Origin of the sequence: Selenomonas sp. oral taxon 126, from assembly GCF_001683335.1 — a bacterium.
Taxonomy (GTDB): domain Bacteria; phylum Bacillota; class Negativicutes; order Selenomonadales; family Selenomonadaceae; genus Centipeda.
The window spans coordinates 599392-617215 of the sequence record NZ_CP016201.1 but is presented as its reverse complement, the minus strand read 5'-3'; the positions used below and the strand labels follow the sequence as shown (position 1 = coordinate 617215).

At 53.2% G+C, this 17824-nt stretch carries 14 protein-coding genes and 1 pseudogene; 7 read left to right on the top strand and 8 right to left on the bottom strand.

Annotated elements, in window-relative coordinates; all coding sequences use genetic code 11:
* Positions 1-7: 7 nt before the first annotated feature.
* On the top strand, positions 8-1546 hold the full coding sequence (locus AXF19_RS02595) for an ABC transporter substrate-binding protein (RefSeq protein WP_066844646.1): 1539 nt from the start codon (positions 8-10) through the stop codon (positions 1544-1546).
* Positions 1547-1658: 112 nt separating this feature from the next.
* Here AXF19_RS02595 and AXF19_RS02590 read toward each other — a convergent pair whose 3' ends face one another.
* Together AXF19_RS02590 and AXF19_RS02585 are read right to left on the bottom strand one after the other, a co-directional pair.
* Positions 1659-2054, bottom strand: coding sequence for a hypothetical protein (locus AXF19_RS02590; protein ID WP_157092466.1), 396 nt, complete (start codon positions 2052-2054; stop codon positions 1659-1661).
* 244 nt (positions 2055-2298) lie between these two features.
* Positions 2299-2592, bottom strand: a complete 294-nt coding sequence (locus AXF19_RS02585; RefSeq protein WP_066844638.1) for a hypothetical protein — start codon at positions 2590-2592, stop codon at positions 2299-2301.
* A gap of 362 nt (positions 2593-2954) precedes the next feature.
* Between AXF19_RS02585 and AXF19_RS02580 the strand changes: the two genes are divergently transcribed.
* Positions 2955-3272 (top strand): HIRAN domain-containing protein, encoded by a 318-nt coding sequence (locus AXF19_RS02580; RefSeq protein WP_066844635.1) that lies wholly within the window; start codon positions 2955-2957, stop codon positions 3270-3272.
* Positions 3273-3274: 2 nt separating this feature from the next.
* Complete coding sequence (locus AXF19_RS02575) at positions 3275-6526, top strand: hypothetical protein (RefSeq protein WP_237141665.1); 3252 nt, start codon at positions 3275-3277, stop codon at positions 6524-6526.
* Positions 6527-6583: 57 nt separating this feature from the next.
* Here AXF19_RS02575 and AXF19_RS13400 read toward each other — a convergent pair whose 3' ends face one another.
* The 4 genes from AXF19_RS13400 to AXF19_RS02560 all read right to left on the bottom strand — a co-directional run bounded on the left by AXF19_RS13400 (position 6584) and on the right by AXF19_RS02560 (position 10273).
* Entirely contained in the window at positions 6584-7066 is a 483-nt protein-coding gene (locus tag AXF19_RS13400) for a hypothetical protein (protein WP_216634966.1), read from the bottom strand.
* Between the two features lie 30 nt (positions 7067-7096).
* The gene (locus AXF19_RS02570; RefSeq protein WP_066844632.1) at positions 7097-8056 is read right to left on the bottom strand and encodes an AAA family ATPase; all 960 of its coding nucleotides are present in this window, start codon (positions 8054-8056) and stop codon (positions 7097-7099) included.
* A 110-nt stretch (positions 8057-8166) separates the two neighbouring features.
* Positions 8167-9369, bottom strand: coding sequence for an ATP-binding protein (locus AXF19_RS02565; RefSeq protein ID WP_066844630.1), 1203 nt, complete (start codon positions 9367-9369; stop codon positions 8167-8169).
* 199 nt (positions 9370-9568) lie between these two features.
* Positions 9569-10273 carry an ATP-binding protein gene (locus AXF19_RS02560; RefSeq protein WP_216634964.1) on the bottom strand — a complete coding sequence of 235 codons (705 nt, stop codon included), beginning with the start codon at positions 10271-10273 and terminating at the stop codon, positions 9569-9571.
* A gap of 353 nt (positions 10274-10626) precedes the next feature.
* On the opposite strand from AXF19_RS02560, the gene AXF19_RS02555 reads away from it, so the two are divergent.
* The 3 genes from AXF19_RS02555 to AXF19_RS02545 are packed head-to-tail and all read left to right on the top strand — an operon-like array spanning position 10627 to position 15198.
* Positions 10627-12753: a TonB-dependent siderophore receptor gene (locus AXF19_RS02555; RefSeq protein ID WP_216634963.1), complete on the top strand. Its 2127-nt coding sequence runs from the start codon at positions 10627-10629 to the stop codon at positions 12751-12753.
* Positions 12747-14450 (top strand): ABC transporter ATP-binding protein/permease, encoded by a 1704-nt coding sequence (locus AXF19_RS02550; RefSeq protein ID WP_216634962.1) that lies wholly within the window; start codon positions 12747-12749, stop codon positions 14448-14450. The genes AXF19_RS02555 and AXF19_RS02550 overlap by 7 nt, the downstream gene beginning before the upstream one ends.
* 1 nt (position 14451) lies before the next feature.
* On the top strand, positions 14452-15198 hold the full coding sequence (locus AXF19_RS02545; protein ID WP_066844624.1) for a class I SAM-dependent methyltransferase: 747 nt from the start codon (positions 14452-14454) through the stop codon (positions 15196-15198).
* Positions 15199-15319: 121 nt separating this feature from the next.
* Here the strand turns inward: AXF19_RS02545 and AXF19_RS02540 are convergent, their stop codons facing one another.
* Complete coding sequence (locus AXF19_RS02540) at positions 15320-16207, bottom strand: fructose bisphosphate aldolase (RefSeq protein ID WP_066844620.1); 888 nt, start codon at positions 16205-16207, stop codon at positions 15320-15322.
* Positions 16208-16468: 261 nt separating this feature from the next.
* Here AXF19_RS02540 and AXF19_RS02535 point away from each other — a divergent pair, with 261 nt between their 5' ends.
* Positions 16469-17278 carry a DUF6630 family protein gene (locus AXF19_RS02535; protein WP_066844618.1) on the top strand — a complete coding sequence of 270 codons (810 nt, stop codon included), beginning with the start codon at positions 16469-16471 and terminating at the stop codon, positions 17276-17278.
* A 57-nt stretch (positions 17279-17335) separates the two neighbouring features.
* Here the strand turns inward: AXF19_RS02535 and AXF19_RS14985 are convergent.
* Positions 17336-17824, bottom strand: a pseudogene (locus AXF19_RS14985) (hypothetical protein); the annotation flags it as partial.

Genomic DNA, 17824 nt, shown 5'->3' with positions numbered 1-17824 from the left:
TGTACTGATGAAAAAAATCCTCATCCTGTGCATGACGTTCGCCCTCGTGGTGGCACTGGGCGGCTGCGGGGGAAACCGCGCGGACGAGGCGCACGGGGCACAGCTCGTCTATGCCACGAAGGACTACGACCAGCTCAACGTGCTCGTGGATGAGTACTCCGAGGTCGGACAGCTGCTGTTTGACGGGCTGATGCGCCGTGATGAGAACGATGCCATCGTCCCCGCGCTTGCCGCGTCGGTGGAGTATGACCCTGAGACCTATACCTACGTGTTTCATCTGCGCGAGGGCGTGCGCTGGCACGACGGAAAACCGCTGCGGGCGGCGGATGTGAAATTCACCATCGAGGCGATCAAGAATCCGCTCATCCACTCCCTCCACGCACCAAATTTCGAGGAGGTGCGCGAGATCACGGAGGTTGACGACCGGACGGTGCGCATCCGTCTGTCCGCGCCGAACGCAGCCTTCCTAGACTATATGATGCAGCCGATCCTGCCGGCGCATCTCCTTGCGGGACGGGATCTCACAACGACGGGCTTTTTTCGCAATCCCGTCGGGACAGGACCCTTCCGTATGGAGCATTGGGTAGCAGGCAAGGAGATTGTCCTCGTGAAGAATGAGGACTACTATCGCGGTGCACCGAAGATCGACCGCTTCGTCGTCAAGATCGTGGCGGACGATGCTGCCGAGGCAAAGGCACTCGCCGATGGGACAGCAGATCTGGCACAGCTCGCGCCGCGGACAGCAGCCCCCTTTGAGGGAAAGGACGGCTATCGCTACTACGCGATGAAGTCCGCGCACTACGGCTCGATCATGATAAACTGCACACATCCCTACTGGAAGCGCAACCGTGACCTGCTGCCCGCCATCGCCTATGCCGTCGACCGTGCGGCAGTGGTCAACGAGGCACTGCTCGGGCACGGCATGCCCGCCTATGGCCCGCTGCAGCGCAGCTCCTACAACAACCCGAACATCGAGCACTATGACTATGATCCCGCGAAGGCACAGGCGATTCTCGAGGCGGCGGGCTGCAGGAAGGGCTCCGACGGCTACTATATGCGCGGCGGGGAGGAGGTCGGATTCACCCTCACGGTGAAGAATGACAAGCGCTACCGCATTGACGTTGCCAACGCTGTGGCGGCACAGCTGTGTGCGGTCGGGATTCACTGCACCGTGGAGACCCCCGCAAAGGTCGACTGGGACGGACAGATGGCATACCTCAGCGGCGTGGGGAACGAGATCGACCCGGACGCACATACCTACAAGGTGTACTCGACGGATGCGCGGGGGAACGACAGCCACTACTCGAATCCGCGCGTGGACGAATACCTGCTTGCTGCCCGCCGCGCAACCGACACCGCCGAGCGGATGCGCCTCTATGGGCTCTTTCAGGAAGAAGTGACGAAAGACCTCCCCTATATCTACATCTGCTACATCGACTTCATCTACGTGACGAACGCACGCGTCCACGGCATCACGCCGAACCGTCTGCTCGGCTATCGCGGCATCGGCTTCTTTTGGAACGTCAACGAGTGGACGGTGGAGTGAGGGGATGAATCCTGGTACGCACAGCAAAGGAGCTGCTGCATGAAGTCGATTTGACTTCGTGCAGCAGCTCCTTTTTTCGTACGCCCTCACCCGGAATAGTCCGCGCATCAGCTCAGATGTGCGGCATTGCTTGCCGTACCGCCTCCATCCATTTTTCCGGATTCCAGACAATATACTCCTGATGCGTACCGTCCTTTTTTTCAACGCGGAGGCGTCTGGAGACCAACATGACAGTCCTTGCTTTTACGTCGGCAATTTCGTGGAAATAGATGCTCTCTTCCTCCGGCTTTGCCTTGAGGAACAGATTGAATCCGTGATCCACGAACAAGAAACGCCGATTCGTCAATATGAGCTGCCCGCCGGCGGCATTCATCATATGGCGATAGAGATTCGCCTTGCCGGACCATATCGTGTATTCGCCTTTTTCCAGCAGCCGCCCTGCAACGCGGATGACAGCGCTTTCTTTTTCGGCGTCCGGCACGGTGGCAGGGGATTCCTTTCTGAACATATCTTCCGTTTCCCGGGGCATCAGACTGTTCCCGCAGGACTTGCAGAAGGAGCCCGATCCTTCGACGGGCGTGCCGCAGTTCGGACAGAATTTTGGACTCATTGAAATCATCCTCCGATTCAGAAGGGGGGCGAGCTCCCATGAAGTTCTTTCGGCAAGGCATATGAATTTCCCACGTCGAAACGGAATCTGTGCGCGGGACGCGTAGAAGTGGCGAGCCTTGGAGGCGATAGGGGTGCTCCCTTTACAGATCAATGCGGAAGATGCTATCGCCAGAGGCCTCGAATTTGCCGGCGTAGATGGCATCCTTCGTCACGGTGAGATTGGTCGTTGTGTGCACCATGTCGGGGAGACCCTCTCCCTTGTACTCGTAGATCGGTACGTCCTTGCCGTTGAATTTGAGCTGTCCAACGGGTTCCTTCGGTGAGGAGAGGACGGTTTCCTTTGCGTCCTTGCCGCCCGAGCCGTCCGAACCGCCTGAACCGCCGCTGTCGCCGCCGCAGCCGACGAGGACGGCGCCCGCAAAGACGGTGGTCATTGCCGCTGCAAGCAGAGATTTTCACTTCTTCATTTTGGATTCCTCCTTTGTAAGCGCTAAATTACGATTGATTTATTTTATCATAGACTAGAGTCGAAGTGTATAGGCGTAAATGGCTATTTTTCGAAAAAATTTGAAAAATAAAACGAATATGCCTTTATCTGCTACGCCGACGCTGAGTCAAAGAAGTAAAGGCGGGTAGATTTACAGAATAGAAATGTGCAAGCGAAAATTCTGTCTTGATGGGCGCAAGGCAGGACAAATCTTTCGTCGCAGCGAATTAAGAAAGCAGTATAATTGATCGGCGAGAAGAAAAGCGGTTGCAGCGGACATAGAAGTGCAGAGCATAGGAGTGTGGGACAATGCAGCTGACGAAGGGAATGCCGGGCGCACTGGTCGGCGCTTGGGGCGGCGATGCACTGCCGCCCGCACCATTTTCGCAGGCAATCTACCTCACGCATTTCCCCATCGCGGGGGCGTACTATGTGGAGGGCTGGGCTGACCTCGTTGCGGATATGCAGGCAGGAGATACGCTGAACCTCCTGCGAGAGCCCGAGAACGAGCACGATACCCATGCGATCAAGGTGGTCGATGCGGCACAAAAAAAGCTCGGCTATATGCCGCGCCGTATGAACCACATCCCTGCGCGACTCATGGATGCCTGGAACACTGGCGGTTGATTTTGGATTCAAGAAATAAAAAAGACCCGCCACTTCCTCCTGAACTTTTTATTGCAGCAAGAGAAAATGCCTGTAATGCACTCAAGAAACTTTTCTTGGGGGAGGTAAACCGAGTGTTTCTTATGGCTGAAAGTCCGAATGATATCAATGATTTTGTTGCCGGATACTTAGCCTCACTAAGAGAAGGAGACGGGGATATTTATCGATGTCTTTTTATTAGTGATGCAGATGCATGGAGATATGTGTCTGTATCGCGTAGTCCTCACATATTGGTTGCCGATCCAAGACTAGAGTTAGAAGAGTCAACACGGATGGATCTACAAACGGTGGCTACACGCAAGGGGCACGGGGTAGTTATACCTTTGTGTGGAGCACACCTCAAAGGTGGTTCTGAGATCATAAAAATTCAAAGCCCGTCGAGGGATAAAATCGAAGAAGTCCTTCGGGCGGCAAACTTTTCTGCTGTACGTGCGCGGGAGTTTGCCGGGATTGGTGGTGGCAGACTGTCCGCATTGAGACGGCATCTTCTCGGCTTAGGGGATGTTCCTATATATGCGACTTGGGAAAACGCACATGTTCTGGCGAGAACAGCTCTCCTTGGGCAGTGGAGTGAGCAAAATGCTGCTGATTTAGAAGTTTTGAAGCAGATATTGGGAAACGACTTCGGGGAGTGGAAGGTTAAGCGGTACGATATTACACTTCAGCCAGATACTCCCCTTGTTCAGATTGATGGGAAATGGAGGATTGTTCCACGTGGTGAGGCATGGAATGCACTAGGAAACAGACTGGCAGATGAAGATTTGGATCGTTTTCAGGAAAAGGCACTTTTGGTTCTTAGTGAACGAGATCCGAAATTTGATCTGCCGAAAGAAGAGCGATATGCTGCCAATGTTCTTGGAAAGGAACTTACACATTCCACACGTCTTAGAAAGGGAATAGCGGAAACACTTGCCCTATTGGGAAGTCGCCCCCAGGCGCTGAGTCAGTGCTCTCGTGAAAAAGCAGAAACCGTCGCGGCAAGTGTGGTTCACAATCTGCTCCATGGTGCTGATTGGGAGCGGTGGGCAGGATTGGATTCTCTTATGCCGCTGCTTGCCGAGGCGGCACCAAACGCATTCATGGAGGCTGTGGAAGAGTCTCTTTCTGATTTGAGCGATACAGCGTTTCGTAAGGTATTCGCCCAAGAGGGGGACGGGCTATTTGGTAGGAACTATATCAGCGGGTTGCTTTGGGGCTTGGAATGCCTTGCGTGGAGTCCTGAGTATCTTGCAAGAAGCGCAGTCATTTTGGCGGAGCTTGCCTCGATTGATCCGGGGGGAAGGTATAGCAATAGACCCGCACAGTCACTCGCAGATATTTTTCTGCCATGGCATATACAGACGACTGCATCCTTTGAGCAGAGAAAAGCGGTACTCAAAGCAATTTTGAAAGAACAACCTCGTGTTGGGTGGAAATTACTGTTTTTGTTATTGCCTAATAGTTTTGGAGCTACCAGTGGATGTTATCGTCCTGTATGGCGTAACTTTATTCCCTCGGACTGGGAAGATGGTGCGTCTCCCCGCGCGTACTGGGAACAAATCCATATGTTGGCAGAACTCGCCGCAGAGATGGCGCATTCGGATGTTGAAAGACTTATGGAACTGATGGATCGTCTTTCTGACTTGCCTCAGGAGACGCAAGAGGTTGTTTTGAATCATCTGATGTCGGATAATATTCTCCGAATGCCTGAGTCGGAACGAGTCGTTATCTGGGAGAAACTGGATGGTCTTGTACGCCGCCATCGAAAGTTTTCGGATGCACAGTGGGCTCTCCCTAAGGAAACAATTATAAAGATTGAGCAGATTGCAAAGAATATCATCCCTGCTGATCTGATGCTGCGATACCGTTATCTTTTTTCAGAGAGTGATCCCGATCTGTTTGATGGAAAAGAACCGCGTGAGGAATGGAGGGCGCGTCTTGATGAAAAGCGTCGCTTAGCCCTTGCTGAGATTATGGGCGATGGGGATTTTGCTCGATGTTTAGACTTTGCACGAAAGACAGCGATGCCGTATAAAGTCGGTCAAACGCTGGGGGTGATTGCGTCTGATCGTGTTGAAGCTGAGATATTGCCAAGTCAGCTGCCTGCTGATGATGAAGTGGTGAAACGTGCTGTTGCAGGATTTGTCTGGGCGCGATTTTGGCAACGGGGGATTCAATGGGTCGATGAGTTGCTTCAGCGAAATTGGGAGACGCCACTTCGTGCAGAGTTTCTCCTGCTTTTACCATTTCAAGGGGAAATTTGGGAACGTGTATCATCGTATTTGGGCAAATCGCATGAAGAGCTGTATTGGAAGCATGTAGATGTGCGAACGGGGGTATGGAAATGGGAGGACGTATTTGTCATAGAGAAACTCATTGCATATGGTCGTGCAGGTGCAGCCGTGACCTGCTTTACCTATGCGCTCGATGATGAGGAGGGCTTTGATCCGGACATTGTGACACGTGCGTTGATAGCGGTGTTAGAGCATCCTCAAGAGATCAAGCAATTGGGGCGTTATGATACGATTGAGCTAATTAAGCGGCTTCAATCATCAACCTCTGTCGATATAGAGGCTCTGTATCAGATTGAATGGAATTTTCTTCCTTGGTTTGACTGCCTTTCAGGAGATGTTCCAGTTGCTCTTGAGAAACGTCTTGCCGCTGATCCGGCATTCTTTGCAGAGATGATAAAATATGCATTTCGCTCGAAGAATGATTCTGCTGATACCATTGAGAAACTGGATGAGCAGAAACAATCACTTGCTGAACACGCATATACGCTCTTGGATCGTTGGCGTACCTGTCCGGGGCTCCAAAAGGACGGTTCGTTCAACGAAGAAGTCTTTCGTAATTGGATTACGGAGGCGCGCCGGCTCACAGAAGAAAGCGGACATTATGAAATTGCACAAGTGGAGATTGGGAAGGTACTGACCTACGCGCCGGCAGATCCCTGTGGACTTTGGATTCACAAATCTGTTGCTGACGTTTTGAATGAGCGAGGCTCAGAGACAATGAGGCGTAACTTTATGATTGCGCTTATGAATCAGCGTGGTGTTCACAGTTTTTCTCATGGGGTTCAAGAGAGGGAACTGGCGCGCGGATACAGAGAAAAAGCCAAGGCTGTTGAAATGGCAGGCTTTGTCCGTTTTGCGGCGACAATGCGTGCGTTGGCTGATCAATATGATGAGGATGCCGAGCGGGATGAGAATAGAGATCCTTTGGAGGAATATTCTTGAGCGAATAAAAACACAAGAGCTGTATATCCGAGGAAGACTGGATATACAGCTCTTGTGTTATGCGGGGGGACGTGTCGGAATTGGAATCTCGATGGCAGGAGTAATCTGTGTGATAATGGGCGTATATAAATCTACATCGGTTCTTGGTGTTGATAGAGAAACGACGAGGGCATATCGGATGCTCTTATCGTAACGTTTTAAGTAGGCGCGTTCTCTCCACCATCCCACCACAGGATATACTGCGATGAGATTGCAGTCAGATAACTCTGCGGCGCTCAGCTCGCAAAAGTCGGAGTGAATAGAACCGACATCTCGATTATTTGCGCCCAAGTACCAGCGATCGCTTCCGCTTGTTCCATCGCCGCTGTCATTTATATCTTCACCGCGCATTTTTGTGCTAATTCGCTTTTTGAAATCTTCTTCTGTTTCGTTGGAATTGATCACGTTAAAACGAAGCCCGCAGGATGGATAGCGATATTTGTCCTTCCAGCCGATTTCACCCGGCCCCGGCTCGATAAAGTAGGACAGTGTCAGCTTCAATGTAACAGGGGCTGACCCTAGTGCATGGTCTCACGCCTCCTTATAGGAATAGACAGTTCTCCTTTCCTGCAATAGATATGCAATCTGTTTTGCGCTCAAGGGCTGATCCGTTAGGATGGAGGTTTTTATGGCATCGTCGCAGATTTTGACAATCTCCGCATGGTTGAGACCGTCAGCGGCTTTTAAGAGTGGCTTTGTTATTTTGAAATGTTTGTCGTAACTGATGAGTTTGTATTCCAGGAGGCGACGGATTTCGTCTTCTGTTGGCAGGGTATAATGGAGTACGTCGTCAAAGCGTCGGAACAGTGCCTGATCTAACAGTCTTTGATTGTTCGTTGCAGCAATGATGATACTTTCGGAAACGTCCTGATCAATGAATTGGAGGAAAGAATTGAGAATTCGCCGCATTTCACCGACTTCATTATCGAGGCTTCTATCTGCTCCGATGGCGTCAAATTCATCAAAAAAATATACGCCGGTGAGCGAATTGATACTGTCGAAGATCTGGCGTAGTTTTACACTGGTTTCCCCCATAAATTTTGTGACAAGCTTGTCCATTTGCACGGTATAGAGCGGGAGGGACAGCTCCGAGGCGATGACTGCTGCTGTAAAGGTCTTGCCTGTACCGGGCTGTCCTTCGATTAGAATTTTGCGTCGGTTTGTTAATCCGTAGGAGTGAAGTTTGTGACGGTTGCGGTACTCGTTCAGGATGCGTTGGAGTTTTTCGGTGATCTCATCGGAAACGATCAGCTCGGATATATCGTGCTTGGGCAGCGATAATAACAGCATGGGATTCTGCGGTGTGAGCTGAACCACGCTTGCGACTCTCTTGCCGAGCTTCTCTATGTGTGACTTTAAGTCGCGTGCAACGCTATCGTGTCCCAATTTTGCCTCATGGGCGGCAATTTGTAATACAATCGTTTTGAATCTATCGTCATTACGATCGATATATGCTTTTACAAGGCTTTTTACCTGATCGGCAGTTGCCACGAAAATCACCACCCATTAAACTGTTATAATTTATTGTATATCATACTATCTTTTTCTTATTAAGGCAATCGTTTGTTTGAAAAATAAACGAAATCCTCTGCTGCAGGCATTTACCCCCACTCCTCATCGAGCAGAAAATCGCGGATATTGCGGTGGAGGATGCCGCTGCGGCTGCGGTCAAACTCGTCCATGGAGAGGACGTATTTCGGATAGTTGTCGCGTACGCTCCCCAGTGCGCCGAACTCGCGCGCAATGGTTTCCTCTGTGGCGAGCAGATAGGCGACCTGGATGTAGATGCGCCTGTCACTTTTGGTGGCGATGAAGTCGATCTCGCGCTCGCTGGATTTGCCGACGGTGACGTGCCAACCGCGCCGTAGGAGCTCCATGCAGACGATGTTCTCAAGCAGCTGATCCATGTCTCGCGTATTGCTGCCGTAGACGGCCTCTCTGAGTCCGTGATCGACGATGTAGTATTTCTCGTTGACGGAGAGGAGTTTTTTCCCGACGATGTCCTCGCGACTGATTTTGTAAAAAAGATAGGCATCGCAGGCGGCACGGATATAGTTCAGAATGGTTTCGGGGGCGACCTTTCGCTGCTCGCTTTTGAAATAGTTCGCGATGCTGCATGCGCTGAACGTGTGACCGACGTTTGCCATGACGTAGGTAATGATGCGCTCGAGGAGGTCGACGTCGCGTATGCTGCTGCGCTTGACGATGTCCTTCAGTACGACGGAGCTGTAGATGTCGCGCAGATATTGCCGCGCGGATTCCTGCGTGTTGGCAAAATTTGCGAGGAAGGGCATACCGCCGCTCTCGATGTAGGCGCGAAATGCAGATGCTGTGTCCTGCGCCGGCCTGCTCTTGATGTACTCGGCAAAGGAAAACGGATAGATAACGAACTCGACATAGCGCCCGCCGAGATAGGTGGCAAGCTCGCCTGAGAGCAGTTTGGCATTCGAGCCGGTGATGTAGATGTCGCAGTCAAAATCGACGCGGCAGGAGTTGATGCAGCGCTCCCATTCCGCAATCTCCTGAATCTCGTCGAAAAAGAGGTAGACCTTTCCCGCTGTCTCCGCGATGCGGCGCGTCAGCTCCTCGTAGAGCGCGGCGGCGGCCAGATATGCTGCGTTGCTGAAGGATTCGAAGTTGAACGCGATGATCTGCGCTGCCTGTACGCCCTGCGCACGCAGTTCCTGCTGAATCAGTTCGAGCATGACGGATTTTCCAGAGCGGCGAAAGCCCGTGAGGACTTTGACGATGTCCTTGCCGATGAATGGACGGATTCGATCAATGTAGTGTTTGCGTGGAATCATCAGATCACCTTCTTTGTTTTGTTGATATGATTATTTTAGACCATCTGTAACTGACATACAAGGCGAAAATAAATTTTTGTCAGTTATAACTGACAAAATATGCGAAACTAAAAATCTGTCAGTTGTATCTGACGAAATGCACACAGGAAATCCCCCGTCGCACAGTGCGTGCGGCGGGGGATTGTTTTTTTGAAACGACCTATAGATCCATGCTGTCCGGATTCAACAGGAAGTCGTAAATACTCAGCACTAAAACACCTGCCTTATTGTAGAGTGGCGCAATGGCATCCTTTGTGATGATAATCTTCTTGAATCCGTCCCCTGTACTCATCAGAGAGCGTTGTTCCTGCTGCATTTTCTTTTCATCCGGCATCGCGAACGCCGACTGGATATAGTATCGTTTGGAACCCTTATTGCAGACAAAATCGATCTCCAGCTGTTTTCTGACCTTTTTTCCGGTCTGATCGGTTTCGTTCATCACAACAACGCCGACATCTACGTTATAGCCCCTGACTTTCAGCTCGTTAAAGATGATGTTCTCCATAGCGTGTGTCTCTTCGACCTGTCTGAAATTCAACATGGCATTTCTAATCCCGAGATCGGTGAAGTAGTATTTCGATGGTGTATCGATATATTTCTTTCCCTTTATATCATACCGAATTGCACTGTCGATCAGGAATGCGTCCTCAAGGTAATCAATATAGCGTTTGATCGTTGTCTTGCTGATCGCCTTGCCCTTTACACTCTTAAAGGTTGCGGACAGCTTGCTCGGATTGGTCAGAGAACCGATCGCTGAGGATAGGATATTCAGCAGTTCTTCCTCAGTTTGTTCAGGTAGGTGTCTCTGCGAATTTCCATTCCTATCATCCGTTCGCTTTATGATACAAAAATGCGGAATCCGCATTTTTGTCCATTACGTGTCGCGCCTGGTTTTGGGAATCGCTGATGAGGGGATTACCCTCACTCATTATCAAGCAGGAAATCACGGATGTTACAATGGTGGATGCCACTGCAGCTGCGGTCGAATTCGTCCATGGAGAGGACATATGGGGCTGTTGCACGGAAGACTCGTGCAGCAGCCTCTTTTTTTGCAAAAAAATTGCTGGATTGAAAGAATAGTTAGAAATATTCCTTATTTTAACGCTTGACAAATAAATTGCCTTTTACTAAAATTTCTGTGATAAAGATTATCACATTCAGGAAAGAGAGGCACATAAAATGAATCGAAGGATGCGGCGGGTTATCCCGAGCGGTCTGATGTTGACGCTTTTGCTCAGCGGAGGAATGGCACAGGCGGCGGAGCAGGGGGAGACAGGCCGACAAAACGATGCAGCCGCGCAGGAATCACAGACGAACGATGTCAATGTGCGGCATGCTGTCCGAACCCCTGCGGTGCATGTCTATGCGACGCGACTGGATGATACGTCGAGCGCAGCCGGCAAGATTCCGATGAAGCTCAGCGATACACCGGCGTCGCTTACGATTGTCAATACGGATGAGATCGAGCGTCTGGGTGTATACAATCTGACGGACGCACTGGAATACAATGCAGGCATCACGGTTGCGCCGCGTGGCTATGACAATCTCTATAATTTCAGCAAGATACGTGGTTTTGATGTGACGCAGAACAATATTTCCATCAATGGCATGAAGGCGTTCCACACGACGGACAATCTGCTCAGTCCCGAACTCTACGGCGTCGACCGCGTGGAGATTCTGAGAGGTCCCTCATCGACAGCATACGGGAGTGCTGCACTGGGCGGACGGATCAATCTGGAGCTCAAGCGTCCGCAGCGTGAGGATTTCAACGAGGTGCAGGTTCAGATCGGAAATCAGAAGGAGAAGATGCTCGCCGTTGACATCAATCGCACGAGCACAGACCGCTCACTTTATGGACGGTTTGTGGCGATGGTGCGGGGAAATGATCTGTTCTACGACAATACCGATCAGACGCGTATTTATATTGCGCCGTCGATTACGAAGTCGTGGGGAGATCGTACGAAACTGACATTTTTCCCGTTCTGGCAGAAAGACAAGGTGGACGGATATGCATATTCTCCGCGTACGCGGCTGCCGGGAGATCCTCTGTATGGGATTATGCCGGATCGCTTCTTCGTCGGTGTTTCGGGCTGGGATCGCTATGAACAGGAGCAGCAGGGGATCAGCTATGAGCTTGAGCACAAGTTCAATAAGCAGCTGAGTTTTCATCAAAAAGTCGGTTGGCGGAAGACGGAGATTACTTCGTATCAGTCGGCGGGCGCGTATATGCCTATTCCCGGCATATATAGACGCTTTGGCGCGATGATTGACAGCGAGGCCACGGCCTATTTCTCCGATCAGTTCGTTCAGCTTCACCGGGAGGGGAAAGCAGGTTCTGCAGATACGATCCTTGGCTTTGACTGGCGTTATGAAAATACCTCGGACAAACAGGCAATGCGGATGCTCTCGCCATGGACGCTGCCCCAGATTCGGGACTACGTCGGCGGCGCGCCGATCCCTGCGGATCCCGATGCGGTCATGCCCATGGACGACCTCGATTATTGGAGCAGAGAGCGCGGCTTCTATGTCATGCATACGCAGAAGGTGGGGCGTTTTACGTTCAGCGGCGGTGTGCGGCGCGGGCTCTATGCGCAGTACAGTCAGCGGGATGATGAGCAGTACAGTCAGGGTGCGTGGACCGGGCAGGCCGGCGTTGTCTATGAGGCGGGCAAGGGGCTGCATCCCTATCTGCACTGGAACAATTCCTTTGAGCCGTCGGCGTTCCATGATGTCAACGGCAAGCTGCTCGGGCCAACGACGGGGCAGGAATGGGAACTCGGTGTGCACTACATCCCGCGTCCCAATGTTCAGGTGACGGCGTCGGTTTTTGATCTGCGGCATCAGAATCTCCCGCGTGCTGTTCCTGCAACGTCGTATTATGAGTCGATCGGAGAGGTGATGTCGCAGGGATTTGAACTGGAAGGCCGCGTTGCGCTGAATCCGAATCTGCGCCTCTTGGGGTCGTACACCTATTTGGATAATCGCATTACGGCGGATAAAAACCCGCACCGTATCGGCAGAAAACCGTCCGGGGTTGCGATGCACAGTCTCAACCTCCGTGCAGATGCGGTGCTGCAGAAGTACAATGACGGCGAGCTGACGCTCGGCTTCGGCGCACGGTATATAGGCAGCCGCATGGATGAGAGCAATGCGATCTCGATGGGCGGCGTGATGCTCTATGACAGCTCGCTTTCCCTCGCGCGCGGGGACAGCAGCCTCACGCTCCATGTGCGCAATCTTTTCGACAAGAAATACGTCTCAAATATTGAGTCTTTATGGGGAACTCCCACGGGCTTCATGGGACAGGAGCGCACCTTCATCCTGTCCTATATTCGGAGATGGTGATGCGTCAGTCGATTCGCGAGAGCGGCGTTTTTCTGCGGCGCTGCTGGCATCTGGCGGCGCCGTTCTGGCGGAGCAGGGCGCGTATCAAGGTTGGCGGTATGCTTGCGGTCGCGATGGCATTCAACATCGCAAATGTCTATCTGACGATTCGGCTGAATACGTGGTCGAAGGATTTTTTCAACGCCATGGAGAACAAAGACGGCGATGAGTTTATGTATCAGCTGGGTCTTTTGTTCGGATTGGCGGCGATTGGTCTCTTCCTGTATGCCAATCAAAAGTATCTCTGTGACAAGGCGGTGCAGATGTGGCGCGGCTGGCTTTCGGAGAACTATACGGAGCGTTGGCTGGAGACGAAGCTCTATTACCGCGCGGTGTTTCGCAAGAGTATCGACAATCCGGATCAGCGCATTGCAGAGGATCTGTATCTTTTCCCAAAGCTGACGGTGGCGATGGTGTTTGACTTTGTCGATTCGTTTGGATCTTTGGGCGCCTTTGCGGTGATCCTGTGGGGGCTGTCCGAGGCCTATACGATCAACGGTGTCTATATCCCGGGATTCATGCTCTGGATTACCGTCGGATTTGTGATCGTCGGCACTTGGCTGGTGCATCGCATTGGACACCGACTGATCGGACTAGAGCGGCGTCGGCAGGAGTATGAGGCGGACTACCGCAGCGCGCTGATCCGTCTGCGTGATCGCGCCAAGGATATCGCGCTGCACGGCGGGGAAGACCGCGAGGCGGTCGTGACGAAGGCGTCCTTTGCGCGTGTATTTGACATCTGGGTGAAAAACCTGCTGAAGAAGCGTCAGCTCAACTACTTTAACTCCGGCTATGCACAGGCATCCGGCGTTGTTCCCTACCTGCTGGCTGCGCCAAAATATTTTTCCGGGGCATTCCAGATGGGGGAACTGATGCAGACGGTGTCGGCCTTTAATGGGATGCGCGTGTCCCTCTCGTGGTTTATTCTAAACTATTCTGTACTGGCGGAGTGGAAGGCGGTCGTCGATCGTCTGACAGAGTTCGATGCGCTGCTGCGTGAGCGGGACATGGAATCTCCCTTTGCGCGGCTGGAAAGTCGGGATGGCGGGCTGCATATCAATCCGATGCATTTGGAGTTCCCGGATGAGAGAATCACAGGCAGGGATGTTGTTTTCAGTCTGATGCCGGGCGAACGCGTGGCTCTCACGGGTCCGTCCGGGAGCGGAAAGACGACGCTCCTCTATGCGCTTCGCGGCTTATGGCCGTTTGGCAGAGGGCGGGTCGAGGTTCCTGAGGGGCGCCAGCTGTTTTTGACGCAGACACCTTATTTGCCTACAGCACCCCTGTCCGATGTGCTCTCGTATCCGGATTCTTCCCTGCGTATCTCAAGGGAGCGGTGCCGCGAGATTCTGTCACTTGTGGAGCTGGAGCATTTGGCGGAGAGCGGCGAAGCGGGGGCGGCATGGGATAAGACGCTCTCCTCCGGGGAGCAGCAGCGGCTGGCTTTCGGCAGGATCTGGGCGCAGAGACCGGACTGGGTGTTCTTGGATGAGGCTCTTTCCTGCGTGGATCCTGCGTGCCGCGAGAGGATTCTGCGGCGGCTGCATGCGGACTTCCCGTCCATGAGCGTACTGAGTGTCGAGCACTATGGCGCGGACAGTCCCTTCTACGAGCGACAGATCGACATAACGGCGGCAGCGCAGGAGGGAGGACATTGAGATGTCTGCATTGGAAGATGAGAGCGGTATTTGGGACGAGCGTTACCGATCCGCAGCAACGGAAGAGGGGCGTATTGTTCAGCAGGATGTATCTGAAAATGTCATGAACTTACCGGAGCCGATCCATGCAATGCTTGATGTTGGCTGCGGCACGGGGGATATGGTCATGGCATGGGCGCGGCACGGGGCAGCGGCAACGGGGCTTGATATCTCTGCGCAGGCAATTCAGTCTGCGCGGGCTGCCTCGTGTGCGGCGCAGCTGCAAGACAACTGCAGCTTTGTTGTGGGGGATTGGACGGCGCTGGAGCTCGATGCCTATGATTGGCGGCATGCGTTTGATCTGGTGTTCAGTGCGATGGGACCCGATATGAGAGATCCTGCGTCGTTGCAAAAGATGAATACGAGCAGCAGGGGATATTGCCGCTTGCTGATTTTCCATGATGGGCAGAATGCGCTTGCGGAGCTTGCTTCGCAGAGATTGGGGCTCCCCCTGCCTCCTAGTCCGCCCGGTGGAGAGGATGTGATTCGGGCGCAGCTCTCCGCATATACGGTTTCTGCGGAAGATGTTGTCTGTAGGATTGCCTATGAGGCGCCGACTGCGCGTTGGCGTTCCTATCTGCAGCAGCTCTTTCCTGCACAGAGCTGTCATCCACTGTTGGATGAGATCATACAGGAGCAGGGCGGCTGCAATGAACGCATGATTGTTCAAACGGACGCTGTCTATCGCATGCTCACATGGAAGGTGTGAACGCAGCCGGCTCCGTATGGGGCATATGAAAGGCAAACAACAAATCCCCCGTCGCACGGTGCGTGCGGCGGGGGATTGTTCGTGAGAATATGGGGGAAACGACGGCACCGTCAGGGGCTCATCAGGTGATGGAGGCTCTGTAGATGCTGTCGATTGCCTTCTTGAGGACGGCGTTGAATTCATCGTCGCTCTGCGAGAAGCGCAGATCCTGCGCGAGGGCGCGCGAGAAGCTGGCGATGAGGCCGTGGTTGCGGGCGAGCTTTTCGTTCGCATCGTCCATGGTGTAGCCGCCGCTGAGGGCGACGACACGGACGACGTGGCTGTCCTTCATGATCTCTGCGTAGAGGTTGTCGACGGTCGGGATGGTGACCTTGAACATGATCTTGGCATCGGCGGGCAGCTTTGCGAGGTGCTCCTTCATGCAGCCGAGCATGATCTCCTCTGCCTTTGCCTTGTCGGGGCAGTGGATGTCGACCTCGGGTTCGAGGATGGGGACGAGTCCCTTGCGGACGATCTGCATGCCGACCTCGAACTGCTGGTCGATGACGGCGCGAATGCCGTCGGGGTTCGCCTGTTTGATGACGGAGCGCATCTTTGTGCCGAAGATGTGACGCTCGTTTGCGCGGTCAAGCAGCTCGTCGAGTCCCGGAATGGGCTTCATGAGCTGAACGCCGTCCTTCTCGTCGGCAAGCCCCTTGTCGACCTTGAGGATGGGGACGATGCCCTTCTTCTCCCAGAGGAAGTCTGCGGTGAAGAGGCTGTCGATCCGACGATCCATCGTGTTCTCAAAGAGGATTGCCGCGAGGATTTCGCTCTTGTCGAACGAGGGGCTCTTGATGATGCGCGTGCGCATTTCGTGAACGCGCGTGAACATCTCCTCCTCGCCGCTGTAGGCGCTCTCGTCGACACCGTACGCCTTGAGTGCCTTCGGCGTGGAGCCGCCGCTCTGGTCGAGCGCCGCGATGAAGCCTTTGTCCTCGGTCATGCGTTTGAGTTGTTCCTGATTCATTGGACATACCTCCTAATGTGAGAAAATATGAGAAAGGAGCGCCCCTTCCACCGCAAGCGGTCCCCCTCCCCCGTTTCGACGGGGGAGGCTCAGGGGGCGGTTCTTTGGATTCTGTTCTTATTATAACGCGACTGAGAGATAAAATCAATTATAATTGTGCGGTTTATTAAAAAAAGGATGCGGCATCCGTGTGCCGTCTTGACCCGCACTGTGAAATGACGTAAGGTAACGGTATCGAAAACAGGAGGGAGAGTTGGCGGTATGAGCCTATACAATCTGATTCAGGCGAAAATCTTTGATACTTATGAGGACTGGTGGTTAAAGTGCAGTTCGATGAACCGTCACGGCTTTCATATTGTGGGGATCGAGAACGAATTGAAGTCCATGCGGGACGGGTACAATATGTTTGTGGAGATCTGCCCGCCACAAGAGATCGAGGGCTGCACGTCCATGAAGGCAGTCAGTGGGCGGGCTACCGATCAGGTGAATTTGCTGCTGGAAATGGAGGGAAAAAGATACTGTCGCGCGGGACTTTCGTATGACGGTGCGGCGCAGATCATGAAGGCCTTCGTGCAAAAAAGAGTGCTCCCCGATGTCGCGGAATATGAGCCGACCGAAGACGATCCAAAAGCGATTGCGGACACATTCGCTGCGCTTGCCAATATTCTGCGCGTGGATGCCGCATATACGAAGCAGCTGCGGAAAAAGTTACAAGCATCGGGGGCAAAGGGCATTGACGCCGCATGGGAGGTACTTTGCAAAAAACTGGTGCGCAGCGGCAGGGCAGTGGGGCTTGACTGGAAGAGCGAGAAGGAGGACTTCGTCGCTGCCGTGCAAACACTGTCGACGGGCACAGGGCTTGCCGTCGACGAAACGCTGTGCGGTGATGCGGGCGGGATTCCGGTCTGGAGCAGGGAGCTGAATGCGCAGTGGGAGGATCATGTCCTTGCCGCGCTGGATATGAACAGCGAGGACTATGTCCTACTCATTTTGACAAGGGCGGATTTTGTGCGCGCGGCAGAATGCGCCCGTGTTCTCCTGCACCGAATTGCGCGGGCAGAGGAGATGTGAGACATAAAAAACAGCGATTTGCACGCCTTTGCAAATCGCTGTTTTTTTATGTCGTGATTATTCCTCGCTTTCGTACGTCCAGCCGTACCACGAGGAGGCTAGGGCGGCACGTGCATCCGCATCGAGTGCCTGCCAGTCGACGAAGTTGACGCGGCGTCCGCTGTCGAGACGGTTGCGCAGGAACGCCTCGGCCTCGCTGCCGTAGGGATCGACGTCCTTGTTCAGATAAAGGAGCTGCATCGAGGTGTAGAACGGCTCGACCTGTTCGCCGTAGATACCTGCAGTTCCCTCTGTATGGGCACTCGTTCCGACACCGAGGTCGACCTCCGCCCAGACGATCTGGGCATCGCACACGATGCCGTAGCGATCCGTTGCGCTCGTCCGGCTCTCGCTGCGCGGCATCCGCTGCGTATCGACGTCGTAGACGTAGATCCCGTCCTTCTTTTTCCCTCTGATATGGAGGCGCGTGAGGTCGGGGAACTGCGTGTTCGCATTGTTGATGGCGTATGGCTCGAGCCTTGTTCCGTCCTTACTGATCTCGTATGC